At 68.7% G+C, this 22,331-nt stretch carries 17 protein-coding genes and 2 pseudogenes; 8 read left to right on the top strand and 11 right to left on the bottom strand.

Annotated features, from left to right (window positions below; all coding sequences use genetic code 11):
* Window positions 1–116: 116 nt before the first annotated feature.
* The 5 genes from ACH438_RS19150 to ACH438_RS19130 form a co-directional block, all read right to left on the bottom strand.
* On the bottom strand, window positions 117–434 hold the full coding sequence (locus tag ACH438_RS19150) for an acyl-CoA carboxylase epsilon subunit (protein ID WP_397007139.1): 318 nt from the start codon (window positions 432–434) through the stop codon (window positions 117–119).
* Window positions 435–650: 216 nt separating this feature from the next.
* On the bottom strand, window positions 651–2,288 hold the full coding sequence (locus tag ACH438_RS19145; protein WP_397006906.1) for an acyl-CoA carboxylase subunit beta: 1,638 nt from the start codon (window positions 2,286–2,288) through the stop codon (window positions 651–653).
* A 205-nt stretch (window positions 2,289–2,493) separates the two neighbouring features.
* Complete coding sequence (locus tag ACH438_RS19140; RefSeq protein ID WP_397006904.1) at window positions 2,494–3,678, bottom strand: beta-propeller fold lactonase family protein; 1,185 nt, start codon at window positions 3,676–3,678, stop codon at window positions 2,494–2,496.
* Window positions 3,679–3,794: 116 nt separating this feature from the next.
* Entirely contained in the window at window positions 3,795–5,135 is a 1,341-nt protein-coding gene (gene lat / locus ACH438_RS19135; protein WP_397006902.1) for an L-lysine 6-transaminase, read from the bottom strand.
* 65 nt (window positions 5,136–5,200) lie between these two features.
* Window positions 5,201–5,653, bottom strand: coding sequence for an Lrp/AsnC family transcriptional regulator (locus ACH438_RS19130; protein ID WP_067562135.1), 453 nt, complete (start codon window positions 5,651–5,653; stop codon window positions 5,201–5,203).
* A 70-nt stretch (window positions 5,654–5,723) separates the two neighbouring features.
* On the opposite strand from ACH438_RS19130, the gene ACH438_RS19125 reads away from it, so the two are divergent.
* Complete coding sequence (locus ACH438_RS19125) at window positions 5,724–7,253, top strand: aldehyde dehydrogenase family protein (RefSeq protein WP_397006899.1); 1,530 nt, start codon at window positions 5,724–5,726, stop codon at window positions 7,251–7,253.
* A gap of 72 nt (window positions 7,254–7,325) precedes the next feature.
* Window positions 7,326–7,970 (top strand): DUF4232 domain-containing protein, encoded by a 645-nt coding sequence (locus ACH438_RS19120; RefSeq protein ID WP_397006897.1) that lies wholly within the window; start codon window positions 7,326–7,328, stop codon window positions 7,968–7,970.
* A 51-nt stretch (window positions 7,971–8,021) separates the two neighbouring features.
* Here ACH438_RS19120 and ACH438_RS19115 read toward each other — a convergent pair whose 3' ends face one another.
* Complete coding sequence (locus ACH438_RS19115) at window positions 8,022–8,870, bottom strand: SDR family oxidoreductase (RefSeq protein WP_397006895.1); 849 nt, start codon at window positions 8,868–8,870, stop codon at window positions 8,022–8,024.
* Window positions 8,867–9,826 carry a patatin-like phospholipase family protein gene (locus ACH438_RS19110; protein ID WP_397006893.1) on the bottom strand — a complete coding sequence of 320 codons (960 nt, stop codon included), beginning with the start codon at window positions 9,824–9,826 and terminating at the stop codon, window positions 8,867–8,869. Before ACH438_RS19110 ends, ACH438_RS19115 begins: the two co-directional genes overlap by 4 nt.
* Before the next feature lie 69 nt (window positions 9,827–9,895).
* Here ACH438_RS19110 and ACH438_RS19105 point away from each other — a divergent pair, with 69 nt between their 5' ends.
* On the top strand, window positions 9,896–10,495 hold the full coding sequence (locus tag ACH438_RS19105) for a TetR/AcrR family transcriptional regulator (protein ID WP_397006891.1): 600 nt from the start codon (window positions 9,896–9,898) through the stop codon (window positions 10,493–10,495).
* A 1-nt stretch (window position 10,496) separates the two neighbouring features.
* Here the strand turns inward: ACH438_RS19105 and ACH438_RS19100 are convergent, their stop codons facing one another.
* Window positions 10,497–11,042 (bottom strand): histidine phosphatase family protein, encoded by a 546-nt coding sequence (locus ACH438_RS19100; protein WP_397006889.1) that lies wholly within the window; start codon window positions 11,040–11,042, stop codon window positions 10,497–10,499.
* A gap of 164 nt (window positions 11,043–11,206) precedes the next feature.
* On the opposite strand from ACH438_RS19100, the pseudogene ACH438_RS19095 reads away from it, so the two are divergent.
* From ACH438_RS19095 to ACH438_RS19080, 4 genes and pseudogenes are all read left to right on the top strand, one after another.
* Window positions 11,207–13,114, top strand: a pseudogene (locus ACH438_RS19095) (DEAD/DEAH box helicase); the annotation flags it as partial.
* Between the two features lie 498 nt (window positions 13,115–13,612).
* Window positions 13,613–16,525 (top strand): annotated as a pseudogene (locus ACH438_RS19090) (ATP-dependent helicase); the annotation flags it as partial.
* A 6-nt stretch (window positions 16,526–16,531) separates the two neighbouring features.
* Complete coding sequence (locus ACH438_RS19085; RefSeq protein ID WP_397006887.1) at window positions 16,532–17,296, top strand: DNA-formamidopyrimidine glycosylase family protein; 765 nt, start codon at window positions 16,532–16,534, stop codon at window positions 17,294–17,296.
* A 76-nt stretch (window positions 17,297–17,372) separates the two neighbouring features.
* Window positions 17,373–18,011, top strand: a complete 639-nt coding sequence (locus ACH438_RS19080; protein ID WP_397006885.1) for an NADPH-dependent F420 reductase — start codon at window positions 17,373–17,375, stop codon at window positions 18,009–18,011.
* 43 nt (window positions 18,012–18,054) lie between these two features.
* Here ACH438_RS19080 and glpD read toward each other — a convergent pair whose 3' ends face one another.
* Complete coding sequence (glpD, locus tag ACH438_RS19075; RefSeq protein ID WP_397006883.1) at window positions 18,055–19,785, bottom strand: glycerol-3-phosphate dehydrogenase; 1,731 nt, start codon at window positions 19,783–19,785, stop codon at window positions 18,055–18,057.
* Window positions 19,786–19,916: 131 nt separating this feature from the next.
* Between glpD and glpK the strand changes: the two genes are divergently transcribed.
* Window positions 19,917–21,413: a glycerol kinase GlpK gene (gene glpK, locus ACH438_RS19070; protein WP_397006881.1), complete on the top strand. Its 1,497-nt coding sequence runs from the start codon at window positions 19,917–19,919 to the stop codon at window positions 21,411–21,413.
* On the opposite strand, the gene ACH438_RS19065 is transcribed toward glpK, so the two are convergent.
* Window positions 21,414–21,989 (bottom strand): Uma2 family endonuclease, encoded by a 576-nt coding sequence (locus tag ACH438_RS19065; RefSeq protein WP_397006879.1) that lies wholly within the window; start codon window positions 21,987–21,989, stop codon window positions 21,414–21,416. It abuts the gene before it with no gap.
* A 127-nt stretch (window positions 21,990–22,116) separates the two neighbouring features.
* Entirely contained in the window at window positions 22,117–22,326 is a 210-nt protein-coding gene (locus ACH438_RS19060) for a hypothetical protein (RefSeq protein ID WP_397006877.1), read from the bottom strand.
* Window positions 22,327–22,331 lie beyond the last annotated feature (5 nt).

Genomic DNA, 22,331 nt, shown 5'->3' with positions numbered 1-22,331 from the left:
GCGAAGCGTGCTGCGGATACGTTGCCTCGCCGGGTCATCCACCCGGTGCGGGGCCCGGCGTTCCCTGCGCGGCCCGGATCCTGCTGCTGCGGAGCAGGATTCGCGGGGAGGCGGGCTCAGTCGCGCAGCTGCGACAGGGCCGGGAAGGCGTACGGGGAGAAGGGAGAGCTGCCCCGGTGCATCAGGGTGGGGCGGCCCCAGTTGTCGGCCGGGCCGTTGTCGGCGGTACCGGCGGAACCGTTTGCCGAGGCGGCGGCGAACACGGCCACCAGGGCGGCCAGTTCGAGCTCCGTCGGGTTGCCCTTCAGGACCTGGATGACCGGCCCTGCGGTCGACGGTCCGGCCTCGGCGACGGCCGTATCGACGGCTTCCGCCAACTCGGTGTCGACGGCTAGATCCAGTTCGGCGGCGCGCAGTACTTCTTCGTCGGCCATGGTCGTCACAGCGCCAGTCCTCCTGTCCAATCGCCGCGCCGGAACGCGGCTGGGTTCGCGGGTGGAAGGTTTTCCGGTCCGCAAACGGTATTCGTTGCGATCCCCGAAATCGAGGGTTTCGCTCTTACCATCTTTGCTCGGATGAGGCGTTCTTGCGCGGTATGAGTCACCGGTCCAGATAGTCAGTGTGCGCCCCATACCGCGCATATCGTCGAATCAGAGCGGAATGTTGCCGTGCTTCTTCGGCGGCAGGCTGACCATCTTGCGCTCCAGCAGACGCAGCGCCGAGACGATCTGGCCGCGCGTGTGCGACGGCGGGATGACCGCGTCCACGTAGCCGCGTTCGGCGGCCACGTAGGGGTTCACGAGGGTGTCCTCGTACTCGTTCTGCAGCTCGAGGCGCAGGGCGTCGACGTCGGCACCCTCGGCGGCGGCGTCCTTCAACTGCTTGCGGTAGACGAAGCCGACCGCACCGGATGCACCCATGACCGCGATCTGAGCGGTCGGCCACGCGAGGTTCACATCGGCGCCCATGTGCTTGGAACCCATGACGTCGTAGGCGCCGCCGTAAGCCTTGCGAGTGATGATTGTGATCTTACCCACAGTGGCCTCACCGTAGGCGTAGAGCAGCTTCGCGCCGCGGCGGATGATGCCGTTGTATTCCTGGCCGGTGCCCGGCAGGAAGCCCGGCACGTCGACCAGGGTGATGATCGGGACGTTGAAGGCGTCGCAGGTGCGCACGAAGCGCGCGGCCTTCTCCGAGGCGTCGATGTCCAGGCAGCCCGCGAACTGCGAGGGCTGGTTGGCCACGAAGCCGACGCTGCGGCCGTCGATGCGGGCGAAGCCGACGATCACGTTCATCGCGCGCTCGGCCTGGACCTCGAGGAACTCCTCGTCGTCCACCAGGCGCTTGATGACCTCGTGCATGTCGTACGGCTGGTTCGGCGAGTCCGGGACGATGGTGTCCAGTTCGAGGTCGGCCTCGGTGAGGTTCTCCTCGATGGCGCCCGCGGTGGCGGTGGCCGGGAAGCGGGGGGCCTCGGCGCGGTTGTTGCTGGGCAGGTAGCTCAGCAGATCGCGGACGTAGTCGAGGGCGTCCTGCTCGCCGGAGGCGACGTAGTGGGCGACACCGGACTTCACCATGTGGGTGTGGGCGCCGCCCAGCTCCTCCATGGTGACTTCCTCACCGGTGACGGTCTTGATCACGTCGGGACCGGTGACGAACATCTGCGAGGTCTGATCGACCATGACGACGAAGTCGGTCAGCGCCGGCGAGTACACGTGGCCGCCGGCGGCCGGGCCCATGATCAGCGAGATCTGCGGGATCACGCCGGAGGCCTGGATGTTGCGGTGGAAGATCTCGCCGTAAAGGCCCAGGGAGACAACGCCTTCCTGGATGCGCGCGCCGGCGCCCTCGTTGATGCCGACGAGCGGGCGGCCGGTCTTGAGCGCCAGATCCATGACCTTGACGATCTTCTCGCCGTAGACCTCGCCGAGCGAGCCGCCGAAGACGGTGACGTCCTGGGAGAAGATGCAGACGTCGCGGCCGTCGATGGTGCCGTAGCCGGTCACCACGCCGTCGCCGAGCGGACGCTGGTTCTCCAGGCCGAAGTTCACGCTGCGATGCTTGGCCAGCGCGTCGAGTTCGACGAAGGACCCCTCGTCCAGCAGGGCGAGGATGCGCTCGCGCGCGGTCATCTTGCCCTTGGCGTGCACCTTGTCGACAGCGGCCTCACCCATGGGGTGCTTGGCCTCTTCCAGCCGATTGCGCAGATCAGCCAGCTTGCCGGCGGTGGTGTGGATATCAGGGGCGCCCGCCGACCCCGGCGAAGGCTGCTGCTGGACACTCGTCATGACGGGGAGTGTAACCAGTACCAGAGCCCCTATGTAATCGAGTCCGGGCTACTCGCCAGTATGGTTATTGGCTACCCGCCAGTAGAAACCCGCAGGTAGAGCGTGCGATTCGGGTAAACCGACCCCCACTGCCCGGCCCGCTTCAATAGTGGATCCGGACAGTCGATTCGACGCGGATTTGGATGTGATCCACAGTCGTTGATTCTCAACGCATTACGCCGGTGTGCCCCGTGGAGTAGCGCCCGGGCTGCGGCCAGAGGGTGAGCCCGTGCGGTCCGCGGCCGACGGGGATGCGGGCCAGCAGCTTCCAATCCACGATGGCGATGGCGTAGACCTCGGAGTTGTAGCGGCCGGAGACCCAGAACACCCGGCCGTCCGCGGAGAGATTGCCCATATCGGGGCTGCCGCCGCCGGGGATGGGCCAGGTGTCGACGATCTTGTTCTCGGCGAAGTCCCACACCGAGATGCTGCCGGCGTGCCGGTTGGTGACGAGCATCCGTTTCGAGTCACGTGTCACATAGAGGCCGTGCGTGCCGTCGCCGGTCGGGATGAAACCGGTGTTGTCGAAGGTCTCGGCGTCGAAGCTGTACATGCCGCCGGCCATCATGTCGGCGACATAGAAGGTCCGGCCGTCCGGGGAAAGTTTCACGTCCTGCGGCATGCCGCTGCCGCCGCCGGGCAGCTCGATCGTGCGGACGAGGGTGCGGCCGGCGATGTCGACGACGGCCATGCGGCCGCTGAATTCACAGCTGACGAGCGCGGTGCGGCCGTCGGTGGTGAAGTCCATGTGATTGACGCCGGTGCAGTCGGGCACTTCGACGGAGTGCTGGAGTTGCCAGCTGTGCGGGTCGTAGAAGTCGAGGGACCGGTCGGCTTCCGCGACCACGAGCGCGTATTTGCCGTCGGGCGTGAAGTACATGTTGTACGGATCCCGCACCGGGATCGGATCTCCCGGTTTCCCGGTGCGCGGATCGATGGGCAGCAAGGCGCCGCTGCCGATGGGCAGGTCGTCGTTGACGTACAGCGTCTGCAGGTCGTAGCCGGGCACCACATGCTGCGGTTCCCGGCCGCCGGAGGGATAGGTGTCGATCACCTGGAAGGTGTCGGGGTCGATGACGGTGACGGTGTCGGATTCGCTGTTCGGCACGTACACCCGGGTCGGCTGATCCGCCACCGCCGGGCTGAGTTTCCGGCCGCCCGCGTAGACGTCGGCCGGGGATAGTGGCGGCGGCATGCCCGGCAGCAGGTTTCCCATCCCCTGCTGAGGATTTGCTGCCGGATTCACCGGCACCGCGGATGTGGTACCCGCGGCGCCGGATCCGCCGCCGGAGCAACCCGCCAGCAGCACCACCGAAACGATCAGACCATGACGTGCACGACGTGCGATCACGCGCAGCACCGTGCCACACCCGCTTTACGGCTACCCGACATGCCGTCGAATATTAGGGGGCCGCTGCGGGTTTCGCTGAAAGTTTGCGGTGTGTCAGCCGACGTGTCAGCCCGGGATCAGCCCAAGATGCGCTCCACCGCGTCGACCGCCTCGTCCAGTTCCTCGACGGTGACGGTCAGCGGTGGCCGGAATCGGATACTGCGGGCGCCGGTGCCGAGGATGAGCACGTGCTCTTCCTCGCGCAGCCGATTCACCACGGAGTCACGCAATTCGGACGATTCGAGCGTGATGGCGCACAGCAGTCCACGCCCGCGCGGATCGGTCACGACCGGATGCGCCGCGGCCAGTTCGGTGAGCCGCCCCAGCAGATGCGCGCCGAGTTCGGCGGCGCGGTCGGCGAGTTCGGCGGCCTCGATCACCTCGAGGATGCGGCGGGCCCGCACCATGTCGGTGAGGTTGCCGCCCCAGGTGGAGTTGAGCCGGGAACTGACGTGAAAGACGTTGTCCGGCACCTCATCCACGCGCCCGCCGGCCATGATCCCGCAGACCTGGGTCTTCTTGCCGAAGGCCACCACGTCGGGTTCCAGGCCGAGCTGCTGGTAGGCCCACATGCTGCCGGTCATGCCGACGCCGGTCTGCACCTCGTCGAGGATGAAGAGGGCGTCGTGCTCGTGGCACAGTTCCTGCACGGCGCGCAGGAATTCGGGCCGCAGATGCCGGTCTCCGCCCTCACCCTGGATGGGTTCGGCGATGAAACATGCTATGTCGTAAGGGTTTTCGTCGAACGCCTGCCGGGCCTGGTCGAGCGCGTGGCGTTCGGCGGCCTCGATGTCCGGGTGGTCCGGGCCGAGGTAGGGCGTATCGATGCGCGGCCAGCCGAATTTCGGGAAGCGCGCGGTTTTCACCGGGTCGGTGTTGGTGAGCGACATGGTGTAGCCGGTGCGCCCGTGGAAGGCGCCGGTCAGATGCAGCACCTTGGTGCCGAGATCGGCCGGGCGCCCGTGCATTTCGTTGTGCCGGGACTTCCAGTCGAAGGCGACCTTGAGGGCGTTCTCCACCGCCAGGCCGCCGCCGTCGATGAAGAAGAGATGCGGTAGTCGGGGATCGCCGAGGACGCGCGCGAAGGTATCCACGAAGCGCGCCATCTCGACGGTGTACACGTCGGAGTTGCTGGGTTTGTTCAGTGCGGCTGCGGTAAGGCTCGCGAGGAAGGGACGATCCTCGGTGAGAGCCGGATGGTTCATCCCCAGCGCCGAGGACGCGAAGAAACCGAACATGTCGAGATATTCGGTGCCGTCGCGTGCGTCGACGAGTCGCCGGCCCTGCGATTTACGCAGGTCGAGGACCAGTTCGAAGCCGTCGGCGAGAATGCTCTCGCTCAGGATCTCATGCACCCGGGCGGGGGTGACCAGCGTCGCATCGGCAACCGCCCCAAGCCGTTCCAGTTCGAGGGTCACCAGCCCAGCGTAAACGAAAATTTACGGCTTTGTCCGTAAACGACGATATTAATTACAGCCCACAACTACTTGTCATAGAATGTCTGCAGAATGATGGTGCTGCGAGTCCGGACGTTGGCGGTCGCGCGGATCTCCTGCAGTAGCTGTTCCAGATGCCGCGGGGAGGCCACGCGAACCAGCAGCATGTAGCTCTCGTCACCGGCCACCGAATGGCAGGCCTCGATGCCGGGAATGTGCTGCAGCAACGCGGGCGCGTCATCGGGCTGCGATGGATCGAGAGGAGTGATCGCGACGAATGCCGAAAGCATCTGTCCGAGCGCTTCGGGATCGACATTGGCCGTGTAACCACGGATCACGCCACGCGCCTCCAGCCGCCGCACTCGCGATTGCACCGCGGACACGGATAGATTCGCCTTTTCCGCGAGATTCGAGAGCGTGGCGCGACCATCGGCAATCAGCTCACGGATCAGCAGTCGATCGATGTCGTCGAGTTGTGGTTTCGCCGGTGTATCCGCCATCAGCGAAGGCTAACGCAGCGAACCGAACTCGTGGCCGGAACCCACACCGCTATCCCGTACGGAGGTGCCGATGACCCAGACAACCGCCGAGCGCAGCACACGTGAACTGCGCGAGCGCACCCAGACCCTGCTGCACCGGCTGGGCGCCGATCTGCCCGCACCGGGCGGACTCCCCGCCCGCACCCCGATCACCGGCGGTGAGATCGCGAGCCTCGCCGCGACCTCCGCCGCCGAGGTCGACGCCGCCATCGGCCGGGCGGACAGCGCATTTCGCGCCTGGCGCACGGTGCCCGCCCCGCAACGGGCGGCCGTGGTGCGGCGACTGGCGGAGCTGCTGCGCAAATATCAGGACGAACTCGGCGAGCTGGTCACGCTGGAGGCGGGCAAGATCGGCCCCGAAGCGCGTGGCGAAGTGCAGGAGATGATCGATATCTGCGAGTTCGCCATCGGGCAGTCACGGCAGTTGTACGGCCGCACAATGCCTTCCGAGCGACCCGGGCACCGGCTCATGGAGACCTGGCATCCGCTGGGCGTGGTCGCGGTGATCTCCGCGTTCAACTTCCCCGTCGCGGTGTGGGCATGGAACACCGCCCTCGCCCTGGTGTGCGGGGACACCGTGGTGTGGAAGCCCTCGGAGACCACGCCGCTGACCGCGCTGGCCTGCCACTCGCTGCTGCGCCGGGCCGCCGTCGAGGTGGGCGCGGATCCCGAAGTGCACCAGCTGGTTCAGGGGCCGGCGGCGGTCGGCGAACAGCTGGTCGACGACGAGCGGGTGGCGCTGGTGAGCGCCACCGGATCGGTGCGCATGGGGCGGCTGGTCGCGCCGCGGGTGGCCGCGCGCTTCGGGCGCTGCCTGCTGGAACTGGGCGGCAACAATGCCGCCGTCGTCACCCCGACCGCCGACCTGGACCTGGCCGCACGCGGCATCGTGTTCGCGGCGGCGGGCACGGCCGGGCAGCGCTGCACCACACTGCGGCGGCTCATCGTGCACGCGGACGTGGCCGGGCCGCTGCTGGATCGCATCACCTCCGCGTATCGGCAACTGCGCGTGGGCAATCCGCTGGACGACGGCGTGCTGGTCGGGCCGTTGATCAACGAGCGGGCCTACGAGGGCATGCGGAAGGCGCTGGAGCGGGCGCAGGCCGACGGCGGCGAACTGCTCTGCGGCGGTGAGCGTGTCGAGGGCTTCGGGGCGGACGCCTACTACGTGCGGCCCGCCGTGGTGCGGATGCCCGCGCAGACGGCCGTGGTGCGCGAGGAGACCTTCGCACCCATCCTCTATGTGCTGACCTACCACGATTTCGAGTCCGCGATCGAACTGCACAACGGTGTGCCGCAGGGGCTTTCGTCGGCGGTGTTCACGCAGAACCAGCGGGAGGCCGAACGATTCCTGGCGGCCGACGGGTCGGACTGCGGGATCGCGAACGTCAATATCGGCACCTCGGGTGCGGAGATCGGCGGCGCGTTCGGCGGCGAGAAGGAGACCGGCGGCGGGCGCGAGTCCGGGTCGGACTCGTGGAAGTCGTACATGCGGCGGGCCACCAATACCGTCAACTACTCCACCGAGCTGCCGCTGGCTCAGGGCATCCGCTTCGAATAGCCCCGGGAAGTCGGGCCCGGCCGGAAACCAAATCCCTGTCCCTACCGATATGCAGGTGCGAAAGGAGACATCATGCGGGGCAGGGACCTTCGGGTAATGGGTGTGATCGCGGCCGGACTGGTCGCGCTGGCGGGGTGCAGCTCGTCCACGGTGTCGTCCGGACCGACCGGTACGCCGGGGAGCACGGTGAACTCCGGCGGGCCGTCAGGCACGCCGGGGACGCCGAGCACCGGCGCCAACGACGGCGGTCAGCCGTCGGCCACCACGGTGAACACCGGCGCGGGTGAATGCCGCACCGATCAGTTGAGCGCGAGCATCGACGATCGGGGCGGCGCGGCCATGGGCAGCATCTACTTCAAGATCATCTTTACCAACAACGGCTCGGCGCCCTGCACCATGCAGGGCTATCCGGGCGTCTCCTACACCGACGGACCCGACGGCGATCCCATCGGCAATCCGGCGCGTCGCGACGGGAGCGGCGCGGTGGCACCGGCCGTCCTGGCGCCGGGCGGGCAGGCCTGGGCCCAGGTGCGGTCGGCGAACGGGCAGAGCGGCTATTCGACAGCCGACTGCAAACCGGTACAGGTGCAAGGGGTCCGGATCTATCCGCCGGACAACAAGGCATCCCTGTTCATCTCGCGCCCGGGCACCGAATGCAGCGGCACGACGATCGACATCCTCGACGTCCAGCCGGTACAGGCGGGCGCCCCGAACTAGGATCGACGCTGCCCGCTGCCACCGGGAGCGAGCGGATCGCCCCGGCCGGGCTCAGTGCTCGTCGGAGCTGATGGCGCGCACCTGCTCCTCGTACTTCTTGCGAGTGGTCTCGTCGGTGGGGTGCAGGGCGCGGTCGCCGTCGAACATGCGTCGCACCAGGCGGACCGCGGGTTCAGGGGCGGCGGCCAGGGCAACGTCGATGGGGCCCAGGTAGTTCGGGACGGCGACCTCGGCGCGGCGGGTGCGGACGGTGCCGACGATGGCCTCGGCGACATCCTCCGGATCCACCGTGGGCATGCCGTGGCCGAGGGCCAGACCCGAGGAGAGGCGGGTGCGCACGGCCGACGGCATCACACAGCTGACGCTCACGCCGTGCGGCTCGAACTCCAGACGCGTTGCGGCGGAAAGACCCACGGCCGCGAACTTGCTGGCGTTGTAGACGGCCAGGCCCGCGATCGGGATCTTGCCGGCCAGTGAGGCGACGTTCACGATGTGCCCCTGACCGCGATCGATCATGGCGGGGGCCACGGCGCGCATGCCGTGGATCAGGCCCCACACATTCACGTCGATGGTGGTGTGCCCCACGGCATCCGGCTCGTCCAGGAAGGCGCCCGCGGGCATGACGCCGGCATTGTTGACCAGGATGTCGACGCGGCCGAAGTCGGCGACCGCCTTGTCCCACTGGCCGCGGTCGCGCACATCGAGTTCGAAGGCCTTCGCGCCCAGTGCGGCCGCCGCGGCCTGGGCGGCGGCGATATCCACATCGGCGATGGCGACTTCCGCGCCCCTGCGGGTGAACAGTTCCGCGGTGGACTGGCCGATGCCGCGGCCGGCGCCGGTGATCAGCACCCGGGCGCCATTGAGATCGATTGCCGGATAGCGGCTTCCGAGAATGCTCATGCGAAGTCTCCTTGTTCCAGGGCCTTGCGGGTGCTCTGCAGGCTGTGTTCGAGGGTGGCGAGGCGGCGGCGGCCGTCCATGAAATTGGGGCCCATGACGGCGAGATCCTCGGCGGTGGCGTCGAGGCGCAGCACCTTCGCGCCACTGGCGCGGAGCAGCGCGATCTCCGCATCGAGCTTCTCGCTCATGCGGTTTCGCATCTGGCGTTCCAGGAAGTGGCCGGTGCTGGTGGCGGGGACGCGGCCGGTGGAGGCCATCGGGGCCAGCACCAGGACCTCGTCGAGCTGCGCGGGGATGAGCAGGTCGGCCGAGGCGGTGGAGGCCGCGCCGCCGTCGATGAAGTCGCGGCCCGCGATGGTCACCGCGGGGAACCAGCCGGGGACGGCCCACGAGGCGCGCAGGGCCGCACCGATATTCGCGTCGGGTGCGGAGGGGGAACCGAAGGCGACGCGCTCGCCGGTGGCGTCGTCCATGGCCACCAGCCAGGTGGCGGGGTGCGGGACCCAGGTGCGGCCCGGGTTGAGTCGTTCGGCGAGGCGTTGCAGCCAGGCCGGATCGCCGCTGCCCCGCGGGAGCAGGCCGCTGCCCGCGGTGAGCAGGGCGTGGCCGTTGCCGGGGCGGGCGAGCAGTTCGTGGACCGCGCGGCCGGGTGCGTTCAGGCGGGGGCGGGGCAGGGGCGGGAATCGGCCCGGCTCGCAGCGCATGTGGGCGGTGAGGATCGGGTTGCCGGAGGTGCCGCGTTGCATGGCGACCAGTTCGTCCACGCCGATGCCGCTGCCCAGCATGGTGAGGGCCTCCGCGCCGGCGGAGGTGCCGATCATGACGTCCGCGGTGCGCGGATCCCAGTCGAGTACCTCCTGGGCCGCGGCCAGTGCGGCGACGATCCAGGCCATGCCGACGGTGCCGCCGCACCCTATCGCCAGGCCACGTCGATGTGGCCGGTTCCCGTTACTCATAGTCTCGAACACTAACAGTTTTCAAATACCCGCGGTATCCCAAATCTGCGGGTACATAGAATTACACCCATGCCACGAATGACCCGGACCGAAAGCCAGGCCCGTACCCGCGCGGATCTGCTCGCCACGGCTCGCGACATGTTCCTGGCCGACGGGTACGCCAAGACCAGCCTGGAACGGGTCGCCGAGGAAGCCGGGTATTCCAAAGGGGCCGTCTACTCCAACTTCCGGACCAAGTCGGCGCTCTGCCTCGAAGTGCTGGCGCTCATTCATGAGACCAAGTTCACCGAGGTCACCGCACTGCTCGACGGCGACGACACCCTGGAAGCCCGACTCGAACGGTTCCAGGGCTGGGCCGAACGCACCCTCGGCGACGTGGGCTGGACCATGCTCGAATTCGAGTTCGCCATCGTGGCCCGCGACGATCCCGCGTTGCAGGCCGAACTGGTGTCCAGCCTCGGGCTGATGCGCGGCACCGTCGCCGGGCAATTGCAGATGCTGGCCGATTCCATGGATCTGACGTTGCCGCTGCCCGCCGAGGACGCGGCGACCGCGGTGCTGAGTCTCGGCCTGGGACTGGGCATTCAGCGGGCCGTCGACCCCGCGCTGCCCGCACGGCTCATCACCGACGCGATCCGCGCCATGCTGCGCGGGGGATTCATGGCCTGATTCACGACCGGAAGTGGACGGTCCACTCGCCGCGATAGTGCAGGCGGGTCACGCACACCGGGGGAACGTCTATGCGCCAGAACGATTTCGCGGGGGCGTCCAGGGCGACCAGCAGGGCCGCGCGAATGACCGACGGGTGGGTGATGCCGATGGTGGGTTCGCCGTCGGCGGCGATATCGGCCAGCCACTCCCCCGTGCGCTCGATCACCTCGATGACGGATTCGCCGCCGTGACCGCGGTAGGTGGGGTCGGTGAGCCAGAGGTAGAGATCCTCCTTCGGCACCGACAGCAACTCGCCACCGCGCCAGGCTCCGGCATCGAGGTCACGTAATCGGTCGTCCTCGTCGCCCATGAGGCCGAGCAGGGCGGCGGTCTCGGTGGCGCGGCGTTCGGGGGCGGTGATCACGCGGGCGGCGTGCAGGCGGCCGCAGGCGGCGACGGCCCGGCGACCGGCCTCGGTCAGCGGTTCGTCCACCGGGAAACGTGCTTTGCGCATTGCCTCCGTCATGCCGTGACTGACCAGGTCGAGTCGGAGCACATTCTGCACGGACCGAAGCCTACGCGCGGCGTCGGCGCGCGTACTTCGATTGCTCGTCCTTCGCTCGGGCGGGCGCCGATCGGTCGCTCGGGCACTGAACAGGGACGATCTCGGTACGGCCGGAGCGCCGGCGGCCCGGGAAAGTGTCGGTGGCCGGGTGCAGACTTGGGGGCATGGATCGGTTCTCCCCCGCTACCCGGCAGTGGTTCGACGGCGCCTTTCCCGCGCCCACCGCCGCCCAGCTGGGAGCCTGGGACGCCATCTCGCGGGGTGAGCACACGCTGGTGATCGCACCGACCGGGTCGGGCAAGACGCTGTCGGCGTTCCTCTGGGCGATCGACCGGCTGGCCACCCGGGAACCGGCCGAGCGGCGTAAGACCTCGGTGCTCTACATCTCGCCGCTCAAGGCGCTGGCCGTGGACGTGGAGCGAAATCTGCGCGCACCGCTGGTGGGTATCACGCAGACCGCCAAACGACTGGGCCTGCCCGCACCGGAGATCCGGGTGGGGGTGCGGTCCGGGGACACCAGCGCGGCGGACCGGCGCAGTCTGCAGCGCACGCCGCCGGACATCCTCATCACCACTCCCGAGTCCCTCTTCCTCATGCTCACTTCCGCGGCGCGGGAGACGCTCAGCGAGGTGGACACCGTCATCGTCGACGAAGTGCACGCCATCGCGGGGTCCAAACGCGGTGCGCATCTGGCGCTTTCGCTGGCGCGGCTGGATTTGCTGCGCGCGGAAGCCGAGACGTTGCACGCCGGCGCCGATTCGCTGCTGCGCGGAAGTGGATTGCCGCAAGATGCGGTGCGGCGGCCGGCACAGCGGATCGGGTTGTCGGCTACGGTGCGGCCGCCGGCGGAGGTGGGGCGGTTTCTGGTGGGGAGTGCGCCCATCACTATCGTGGCGCCGCCCGCGCCCAAGACGTTCGATCTGTCGGTGCGGGTGCCGGTGGCGGATATGACCGAACCCGATGCGGGGGCGGAGGATTCGGATCAACCCGGATCGATCTGGCCGCATGTGGACGAGGCCATCGTGGATCTGGTGCTGGAGCATCGGTCCTCGATCGTGTTCGCGAACTCGCGGCGGCTAGCGGAGCGGCTCACCGCGCGGTTGAACGAGGCGTATGCGGCGCGGGTCGGGGAACCGGTGGAGAGCGAGCATGCGCCGCCCGCGCAGCTGGGGGCCTCGACCGAGGTGATCCACGGTGCGGCACCGCTTTTGGCGCGCGCCCATCACGGGTCGGTGTCCAAGGAGCAGCGGGCCATCATCGAGGACGATCTCAAGAGCGGGCGGCTGCGGTGCGTGGTCGCGACCAGCAGTCTCGAGCTCGGCATCGATATGGGTGCGGTGGAATTGGTGGTGCAGGTGGAGGCGCCGCCGTCGGTGGCGTCGGGGCTGCAGCGGGTGGGGCGGGCCGGGCATCAGGTCGGGGAGGTCTCGCGCGGGGTGATCTTCCCCAAACACCGCACCGACGTGATCCATTGCGCGGTGGCTTCCATCCGCATGACGGGCGGGCAGATCGAGCAACTGCAGGTGCCCCTGCACCCCCTGGACATCCTCGCCCAGCAGACGGTGGCGGCCTGCGCCCTGGAACCCATCGACGCCGATGCCTGGTTCGAGACCGTGCGCGCCACGGGAAGCTATGCGGCGCTGCCCCGTTCGGCCTACGAATCCGTACTGGACCTGCTGGCCGGCCGCTACCCCTCCGACGAGTTCGCCGAACTGCGCCCTCGCATCGTCTGGGACCGCGACGCCGGCACCTTGACGGGCCGCCCCGGCGCCCAGCGCCTGGCCGTCACCTCCGGCGGCGCCATCCCCGACCGCGGCCTCTTCCCCGTCTTCATGGTCGGCGAGAAAGCCTCCCGCGTAGGCGAACTCGACGAGGAGATGGTCTACGAATCCCGCGTCGGCGACGTCTTCGCCCTCGGCGCGACCAGCTGGCGCATCGAAGAGATCACCTTCGACCGAGTCCTCGTCACCCCCGCCTTCGGCCTCCCCGGCCGCCTCCCCTTCTGGCACGGCGACTCCCTCGGCCGCCCCGCCGAATTGGGCGCGGCCCTCGGCGAATTCGTCCGCATCACCGGCCAGGCCATCGAGCAGAGCGCCGGCAAGCCCGCCAAGTCCGGCGGCGCCCGCAAGAACGGCTCCGCACCGGTACAACTGGACAAGGCCCTCGACGACTTCGTCCGCGACGCCGCCGAGGTCCTCGAACGCGGCAGCCTTCCACCGGGCCTCTCCACCGAGAAGGACTACGGCGAAGGCACGGACGGCTCGGTGACCGCCGCCGAATCGCGCGACAGCACAAGACAATCGCGCGCCGGAGAGGTCGAGGCTGCACCCACAGCGGGAGCCTCCGCGGCGGGCGATGCCGCCCTCGGCGAATCGGCCGCTACGACACCGGGATCGGATCGACCGCGTAGGGGCAGCCGGCGCACGGGACGCGGGTCCGAGTTGGACAAGGTCGCCGCAGCTGTTGGGCTGAATGGGGTCGACGCGGCAGGGCAAGAGCGGGTTGCTGCGGTTGTCGGGCTGGACCGGGTCGCTGCATCCTCAGGGTTGGCGGGGGTGGCTGCGGCGGCGGGGCTGGATGGGTTTGCTACGGCGAATCTGGTTGCGCTGCTGGAGGAGCAGCGGGCGGCTACGGGGCAGTTGCCTACGGATCGGACGCTGCTGGTGGAGCGGTTCCGGGACGAGTTGGGGGACTGGCGGGTGGTGTTGCACTCGCCGTATGGGCTGGCGGTGCACGCGCCTTGGGCGCTGGCGGTGGCGGCTCGGTTTCGGGAGCGGTTCGGGGTGGATGCGGCGCCTACACCGTCGGATGACGGGATCGTGGTGCGGTTGCCGGATACGACCGATGACCCGCCGGGGGCGGAGCTGTTCGTGTTCGAGGTGGACGAGATCGATGAGCTGGTGACCGAACAGGTCGGGGGGTCGGCGCTTTTCGCCTCGCGGTTCCGGGAGTGTGCGGCGCGGGCGCTGCTGCTGCCGCGGCGGGATCCGGGGCGGCGGGCGCCGCTGTGGCAGCAGCGGCAGCGGGCGGCGCAGCTGCTGGATGTGGCGCGGAAGTTCCCGGAGTTTCCGATCCTGCTGGAGACGGTGCGGGAATGTCTGCAGGACGTTTATGACCTGCCCTCGCTGCGGGACTTGCTGGGGCGGGTGGCCCGGCGGCAATTGCGGCTGGTGGAGGTGGAGACGGCGGCGCCGTCACCGTTCGCGAATTCGCTGCTCTTCGATTACATCGGGCAGTTCATGTACGAGGGCGACAGCCCGCTCGCCGAACGACGCGCCGCGGCACTGTCACTGGATTCGAGCCTGCTCGCGGAACTGCTCGGGCGCGTGGAACTGCGCGAACTGCTGGATGCGGCGGTGCTGGAGCAGACCGAGCAGGAGCTGCAGCGGCTCACACCCGAACGGCAGGCGCGGGATATGGAGGGGCTGGCGGATCTGCTGCGCCTGCTCGGGCCCGTGACCGCCGCCGAAGCGAGTGAGCGGTCCACCGAGGATCCGCGCGCGTGGTTCGCCGAATTGGTGAAGAGTCATCGCGCCCTGGAGGTTTCGTTCGCGGGGTCGCAGTGGTGGGTGGCCATCGAGGATGCCTCCCGGCTGCGTGATGCCCTCGGTGTGCCGCTTCCCATCGGTGTGCCGGCCGCGTTCATAGAGCCCGTGGCGGATCCTCTGGGCGACTTGGTGGGCCGGTACGCCCGCACGCACGGGCCGTTCACACTGACGCAGGTCGCGCACCGCTTCGGTCTCGGGCCGGCGGTGGCGGCCACCGCCCTGCATCGCCTCGCCCTCGAAAAGCGGGTGGTGGAAGGCGAATTCACGCCGGGCTCGGCCGGTACGGAATGGTGCGACAACGAGGTGCTGCGCCGCCTGCGCCGTCGCTCCCTCGCGGCAGCCCGCAAGGAAGTCGAACCGGTCCCCACCGCCGCCCTGGCCCGTTTCCTCCCGGCCTGGCAGCACATCGGCACCGGCGAACTCCGCGGCGTGGACGGTGTGGCCGCCGTGGTGGAACAGCTTGCGGGCGTGCCGATTCCGGCCTCCGCCTGGGAATCGCTCATTCTTCCCACCCGGGTCCGCGACTACTCCCCCGCCTTGCTCGACGAACTCATGGCCACCGGCGAGGTGCTGTGGTCCGGCCACGGTTCGATCACCGCCAAGGACGGCTGGATCGCCCTGCACCCGGCCGACCAGGCTCCCCTGACCCTCCCGCCACCCGACGACATCGACCTCACCGAAATCCAGATCAGCCTCCTGATGGCGCTGGGCGCCACCGTGATCGGCGGATCCTCCGGGCGGGCGCGCGACACGGACGGCGGGCTGGTCGCCGCGCCGGGCTTCCAGCCACCGGGCTCCGCGCCAGCGAGCTATGGACGTGCGGGCTCCGAGTTGGCGAATTCCGAGCGGACAGGCTCCGAATCCGCGGATCCGGCGACCGGCTCCGATTACCGCGGTGCCACCGAGGCGGCTGCGACGTCGGATGATTCGACGGCGCCGACCGGAAATGGCGCCGGTGCGCGGGGCCGGGCGGCGAGCGGCTCCGGATATCAAGTGGTCGCTCCCGGGGGTGGCGGCGCGTACTTCTTCCGGCAGCTGGCCGAGGCCACCGGGGTGGAGGACGAGTCGGCGGTGGTCGCCGCACTGTGGGAGCTGGTGTGGGCGGGCCATGTCGGTGGCGACACCTTCGCGCCGGTGCGGGCACTGCTGGGCGGGACAGCGCGCACCACGACCGCGCATCGCACCCCCAGGCGGTCTCCGCGTGGGCGGATGTACCTGCCGCGCACCGGAATACCGGTGCGGACCAGCCCGCCGCAGACCGCCGGCCGGTGGTCGCTGCTACCGGAACGGGTGGCGGACAATACCGTTCGCGCGCACGCCACGGCGGATGTGCTGCTGGAACGGTACGGGGTACTGACCCGGGGCTCGGTGCAGAGCGAGGGCGTCCCGGGCGGGTTCGCGCTCATGTACCGGGTGCTGACCGAATTCGAGGATCGGGGCCGGTGCCGGCGCGGATACTTCGTGGATTCGCTCGGCGGCGCCCAGTTCTCGACCACGGATGTGGTGGACCGGCTACGCTCCTTCGACACCGACCGCCCCGATGACGCGGAGGTCGCGGGACCCGCGCTGGCACTGGCCGCCTGCGATCCGGCGAATCCCTACGGGGCGGCGCTACCTTGGCCCAAGGCGGCCGCCGAAGGAGCCGGGCATCGCCCCGGACGGAAGGCAGGAGCCCTGGTGGTGCTGGTCGGCGGCGAGCTCACGCTCTACCTGGAGCGCGGCGGCAAGACGCTGCTGACCTTCACCGAGGCTCCGGCGGTACGCACGGCGGCGGCCTCGGCACTGGCCGGGCTGGTGCGTGATCGGCGGGTGGACTCACTGGTGATCGACCGGGTGAACGGGGAATCAGTGCACGGCAATACCTTCGCGGGCTTCCTCACCGAGGCCGGATTCGCCGCGACCCCCAAGGGTTTCCGCCTCCGGAGCCACCCGTGAGCCCCCATGCCTGAGGGCGACAGCGTCTTCCTGACCGCCGCCCGCCTCCGGAAGGCCCTGGCCGGCAGGGTCCTCGACCGCAGCGATTTCCGGGTCCCGAAATACGCCACCCTCGACCTGCGCGGTCAGGAGGTCGAGAGCGTCGGCACCTACGGCAAACACCTTTTCGTCCGCACCCCGTCGGTGAGCATCCACACCCATCTCAAAATGGAAGGCGAGTGGCGCGTCTACCAGCCCGGACAGCGCTGGACCAAGCCGGGATTCGCCGCGCGCCTGGTCCTGGCCAACGCGGAGGCCGAGGCCGTCGGCTTCTCCCTCGGCCTCGTCGAAGTACTGCGTCCGGAGGACGAGCACACCGCCGTCGAGCATCTGGGCCCGGATCTGCTCGGACCGAATTGGGATGCGGCGGAAGCGGTCCGCCGCCTGCTGGAACGCCCGGACCGCCCGATCGGCCTGGCCCTCCTGGACCAGCGCAACCTGGCCGGAATCGGAAACATCTACCGCAGCGAGATCTGCTACCTGCGCCGCGTCAACCCCGCCATGTCCGTCGGCGCCATCGAGGACCTGCCCGGCCTGGTCGACGAGGCACACAAGGTCCTGCTGAAGGCCGCCCACCAACCACCCTGGCGCGCCCTCGCCTACGGCCGGCAACACCGCCCCTGCAAACGTTGCGGCGCGAACATGGTCGTGCACTTACTGGGCGACGACGAGCCCACCCGCGCCGAACGCGGCATCTACTTCTGCCCCCGCTGTCAGCCGCCGGTCGACTGAGCCCGCAGCGGGCCGAGCCTTCGTCCCGTAGCGAAACCCGTTCCCCCCGGACCCGAGCGCTCCTATGGTGGGCTGCATGAAGATCGGAATCCTGGGGACCGGGGCGGTGGGGCGGACGCTTGCGGAGCGGCTGGTGGAGCTGGGGCACGAGGTGGCGATCGGGACGCGGGATGTGAAGGCTACCGAGGAGCGGGCGGATGAACCGTTTCCGGTCGATCTGCGGACCGCGCCCGAGGCGGCGGCGCATGGGGACGTGATCATCAATGCGACCGGGGGGCAGGTGAGTGTCGCCGCCCTGGAAGGCGCCGGGGCGGAGAATCTGGCGGGGAAGGTGATCATCGATGTGTCCAACCCGCTGGACTTTTCGCAGGGGTTCCCGCCGCGGCTGGCCGTCTGCAACGACGATTCGGTGGCGGAGCAGATTCAGCGGGCCTTTCCGGACGCCAAGGTGGTGAAGACGCTGAACACTGTGACCGCCGAGGTCATGGCGCACCCGGACAAGCTGGGGGACGGCGACCACACCATTTTCGTGTCCGGGAACGATCAGGACGCCAAATCGACCGTGGTGCAACTGCTTCGCCAGTTCGGGTGGCGGGATGTCATCGACGTCGGCGACATCACGACCGCGCGGGGCACGGAAATGCTGCTGCCGCTATGGGTTCGGTTGATGGGCACGCTCGGCACCACGCACTTCAACTACAAGCTGGTGCGCTGAGCCGACCGGGTCCGGGGCGGGAAACCCTGGACCCGGCGGCTTTTCAGCGTTCGAGTACCAGGTCGAGCACCTTGGCGCGGGCTTCCGGCGCCTCCAAGCGGAGTTCGTCGGCGGTGGCGTCGTCGGGTGCGGTCTGGGACTCGATCTCGGCCTTGACGCGGGCCGTGTACAGCGTCACCTCGCGGGTGATGTCGGCCTCGTCCCAGCCGAGGACGGGCGCGACCACGCGGGCCACCTGGTCGGCGCAGTCGACGCCGCGGTGCGCGTATTCGATGGAGATGCGGGTGCGGCGGGCCAGGATGTCGTCCAGGTGCAGGGCGCCTTCCGCGGCGGCCGCGTAGAGGGCCTCCACTTGCAGGTAGCCGGGGGCGGTCGTGATCGCTTGCAGCAGTTCGGGTTTGCCGTCGGCGAGGCCGAGGACCTCGTCGATGAGGGAGCCGTAGCGGTTGAGCAGGTGCTGTACCCGGTACGGGTGGATGCCGTATTTCTCGGCCAGGTGCGGAGTCTGGTTCATGAGGGCGTGGTAGCCGTCCGCGCCGAGCAGTGGCACCTTCTCGGTGATGGTGGGCGGGACGCGGCGCGGAATGTCCTGTGCCGCTTCGTTCACGGCGTCGTAGGCCATGACGCGGTAGGTGGTGTACTTGCCGCCCGCGATGGCGACCAGGCCGGGGGCGATGCGGGCAACGGCGTGCTCGCGGGAGAGTTTCGAGGTCTGGTCGCTCTCGCCCGCCAGTAGCGGGCGCAGGCCCGCGTAGACGCCGGTGATGTCGGCGTGCGTGAGCGGGGTGACCAGCACCTTGTTGACGTGTTCGAGCAGGTAGTCGATATCGGATTTGGTGGCGGCCGGGTGCGCGAGGTCGAGGTTCCAGTCCGTGTCGGTGGTGCCGATGATCCAGTGGTCGGTGCTCCACGCGATGACGAACAGCACGCTCTTCTCGGTGCGCAGGATGATCGAGGTGTCGGAGGCGATGCGGTCGCGCGGGACCACGATATGGACGCCCTTGGACGCTCGCACATGGAATCGGCCGCGCTGATTCGCGATCGACTGGAGTTCGTCGGTCCAGACGCCGGTGGCATTGATGACGACGCTGCCGCGAACCTCGGTGGTGCGGCCGTCCTCGCTGTCGTGCACCTTGACGCCGATCACCCGGTCCGCCTCGCGCAGGAAGCCGACGACCTGGGTGGAGGTGCGGATGACCGCGCCGTAGTGGGCGGCGGTGCGGGCCACCGTCATGGTGTGGCGGGCGTCGTCGACGACGGTGTCGTAGTAGGTGAGGCCACCGGTCAGGACGCCGTCCTTGAGACCGGGCGCCAGCCGCATGGCCGCCGATTTGGTCAGATGATGCTGTCCCGGAACGGATTTCGCGCCGCCCATGGTGTCGTACAGGAAAAGGCCGGAGGCGACGTACGGGCGTTCCCAGCCGTAGTGCGAGAGCGGGTAGAGGAAGCGCAGCGGTTTCACCAGATGCGGGGCGAGCGTGGAGAGTGCCAGCTCGCGTTCCTTGAGGGCCTCGCGGACCAGGCCGAACTCCATCATCTCCAGGTAGCGGAGGCCGCCGTGGAACATCTTCGAGGAGCGGCTGGAGGTGCCGGCGGCCAGGTCACGGGCTTCGACGAGGGCGACTTCCAGACCTCGGGTGGCGGCGTCCAGGGCGATGCCCGCGCCCACCACGCCGCCGCCGATGACGATGACGTCGAAGTGATCCTTACCGAGCCGGGCCCAGGCGGCTTCCCGCTGCTCGGGACCCAGAAACTGCGAATGCGGATTGGTCATTGCTCGACTCCTCAGCCTTCGCCGGGGTGCCGGCGCGGCGCTCGTCTCGTAAACGCTCCCTGGCTATCCGATAGCAACCGTAACCCACACTAATCGCCCATGGAACGACTGTCGTGCAGTAGCCTGCTGCAATGCGTCGCTTCGTGGCTGCCATCGATCAAGGTACGACGTCCAGTCGGTGCATCGTCTTCGACCAGCAGGGGCGAATAGCCGGTGTCGCGCAACGCGAGCACGAGCAGATCTTCCCGCAGCCCGGCTGGGTCGAGCATGATGCCGAAACCATCTGGCGCAATACCGAATCCGTGATCGACGAGGCGCTGCGCAACTGCGGCATCGGGTCCGCGGACATCGTGGCGGTGGGCGTCACGAATCAGCGGGAGACCACCGTCGTGTGGGAACGCGCCACCGGCAAGCCGATTCACCATGCCATCGTCTGGCAGGACACCCGCACTGCCGATCTCACCGTCGAGCTGGCGGGCGACGCGGGGCCGAACCGGTATGCCGCCCGCACCGGACTGCCGCTGTCGACCTACTTCGCCGGGCCGAAGCTGCGCTGGATCCTGGATCGGGTGCCCGGTGCGCATGCCCGCGCCGAGGCCGGTGAACTGTGCTTCGGCACCATCGACAGCTGGATCCTGTGGAATCTCACCGGGCAGCACCTCACCGATGTCACCAATGCGTCCCGCACCATGCTCATGGATCTGCGCACGCTGCAATGGGATCCGGAGATCTGCGCGGAGTTCGGGGTGCCGGTGGCCATGCTGCCGGAGATCCGCTCGTCCTCGGAGGTGTACGGGGACATCACCTCCGGGCCACTGCGGGGCGTGCCGGTCGCGGGGATCCTCGGCGATCAGCAGGCCGCCACCTTCGGCCAGGCCTGCCTGTCGCCGGGCGACACCAAGAACACTTACGGCACCGGCAATTTCATGCTCATGAACACCGGCACCACGCCCGTGTTCAGTGAGCACGGCCTGCTCACCACGGTCTGTTACCGGCTCGGCGATCAGCCCGCCGTGTACGCGCTGGAGGGTTCGATCGCGGTGACCGGCTCGCTGGTGCAGTGGCTGCGCGACAACCTCGGCATGATCGCGAACGCCGACGAGATCGAACCGCTGGCCCGCACCGTCGACGACAATGGCGGCTGCTACATCGTGCCCGCCTTCTCCGGCCTCTTCGCCCCGCGCTGGCGCCCCGATGCCCGTGGCGTGTTCGCGGGCCTCACCCGCTTCGTCAATCGCGGTCACATCGCGCGAGCCGTGCTGGAGGCCACCGCATTCCAGACCCGCGAGGTCATCGACGCCATGCGCGCCGACTCCGCCGCCCAGCACCTGGATGTGGAGAAGGTGACACTGAAGGTGGACGGCGGCATGGTGGTGAACGAACTGCTCATGCAGTTCCAGGCCGATATCCTCGATGCCCCGGTGGTCCGGCCGGTGGTCACCGAAACCACCGCTCTCGGTGCGGCTTACGCCGCCGGGCTGGCTGTGGGTTACTGGGCCGGCACGGACGATATCCGCGCCAACTGGGCGGAGGACAAGCGCTGGACCTCCGCCATGTCCGCGCCCACCCGCGACGCACTCATGCACGAATGGAACAAGGCCGTGGAGCGCACCTACGACTGGGTGTAGTCAGTCGGCGGCGCGTGCACCCGTCAAGCCCGGCAAGTCGACGATCACCGGCTGGCCGGCCAGATCGAGCCGCGCTCGGCCGGTCTGTTCGCCGACGTTCTCATAGTGCTCGTCGATCAGATGGAATGCGGTCAGAGTCACCGGCTCGTCGAGATCGACGAGCCAGTAGTACTCGATTCCGACCTCGGCATACTCGGCCAGCTTGGTGACTCGATCCGTGCGTTTCGTTCCGTCAGAAAGGATTTCGACCACCAGAATCACATCCGCAGGCGCCCAGCGCGCCAGGTTCGCCTCGATGCCCTCGGCGGCGCCGACGAGCACATCAGGTACCCGCACGGTCGAGGGAGTGCCCGGTTCGATAACCAACTCGACCTCAGGAAGCACACCCAGTTCTTCCGGCAACTGTGGCTCGAGTTGCGCGGTCAGGCGCCACACCGCGCGCTGATGCTTCGCGACAGGTCTCGGCGAAACGACCAACACCCCCTCGACCAGCTCATACCAGCGACTGTTGTCCTCAGGAAGCGCGATCCAGTCGTTCAGCGTCAGCAGACGATCGGGCCAGGACACGACATTCACCACTGCCTCCCTTCTCGAGCACGAACCTAGCCAAGTCTGACACGAGACACGCCGCATTCACCGATCTCGGGGCGACCGGCGTGGTGGTGCGGCCGCTGACCCGGCCAGAGGTCGAATCATTGGCAGTTCACTGGCTCTCGGCCGCGAATTCGGCCACCTCGGCGGGGGTCAGCAGGCCGTCGAGCACGGTGTGACCGGCATGGTCGAAGGTCACCGGCGCGGGCGTGTCCACGCGGCCCCACACCACCGGGTCGACCCGCTCGATATGCCGCGCCGGCGCCGCGCCGCGGGTCGGGTAGTTGTCGATGAGGGTGTGTTGTCGGACAACGTCATTCACGTCAC

Source organism: Nocardia sp. NPDC020380, from assembly GCF_044386975.1.
Taxonomy (GTDB): Bacteria; Actinomycetota; Actinomycetes; order Mycobacteriales; family Mycobacteriaceae; genus Nocardia.
Note: the sequence above shows the minus strand (reverse complement) of the source record. Positions and strands in the feature narration are given on the sequence as shown.

Excerpts from the sequence above, each read along its gene's own strand:
- ACH438_RS19115 (WP_397006895.1), bottom strand. The coding sequence starts at position 8,870 with ATGAGCATTCTCGGAAGCCGCTATCCGGCAATCGATCTCAATGGCGCC.
- glpD (WP_397006883.1), bottom strand. The coding sequence starts at position 19,785 with ATGACCAATCCGCATTCGCAGTTTCTGGGTCCCGAGCAGCGGGAAGCC.
- ACH438_RS19105 (WP_397006891.1), top strand. The coding sequence starts at position 9,896 with ATGCCACGAATGACCCGGACCGAAAGCCAGGCCCGTACCCGCGCGGAT.
- ACH438_RS19085 (WP_397006887.1), top strand. The coding sequence starts at position 16,532 with ATGCCTGAGGGCGACAGCGTCTTCCTGACCGCCGCCCGCCTCCGGAAG.
- ACH438_RS19145 (WP_397006906.1), bottom strand. The coding sequence starts at position 2,288 with ATGACGAGTGTCCAGCAGCAGCCTTCGCCGGGGTCGGCGGGCGCCCCT.
- ACH438_RS19130 (WP_067562135.1), bottom strand. The coding sequence starts at position 5,653 with ATGGCGGATACACCGGCGAAACCACAACTCGACGACATCGATCGACTG.
- ACH438_RS19080 (WP_397006885.1), top strand. The coding sequence starts at position 17,373 with ATGAAGATCGGAATCCTGGGGACCGGGGCGGTGGGGCGGACGCTTGCG.
- glpK (WP_397006881.1), top strand. The coding sequence starts at position 19,917 with ATGCGTCGCTTCGTGGCTGCCATCGATCAAGGTACGACGTCCAGTCGG.
- ACH438_RS19120 (WP_397006897.1), top strand. The coding sequence starts at position 7,326 with ATGCGGGGCAGGGACCTTCGGGTAATGGGTGTGATCGCGGCCGGACTG.
- ACH438_RS19150 (WP_397007139.1), bottom strand. The coding sequence starts at position 434 with ATGGCCGACGAAGAAGTACTGCGCGCCGCCGAACTGGATCTAGCCGTC.
- ACH438_RS19125 (WP_397006899.1), top strand. The coding sequence starts at position 5,724 with ATGACCCAGACAACCGCCGAGCGCAGCACACGTGAACTGCGCGAGCGC.
- ACH438_RS19110 (WP_397006893.1), bottom strand. The coding sequence starts at position 9,826 with ATGAGTAACGGGAACCGGCCACATCGACGTGGCCTGGCGATAGGGTGC.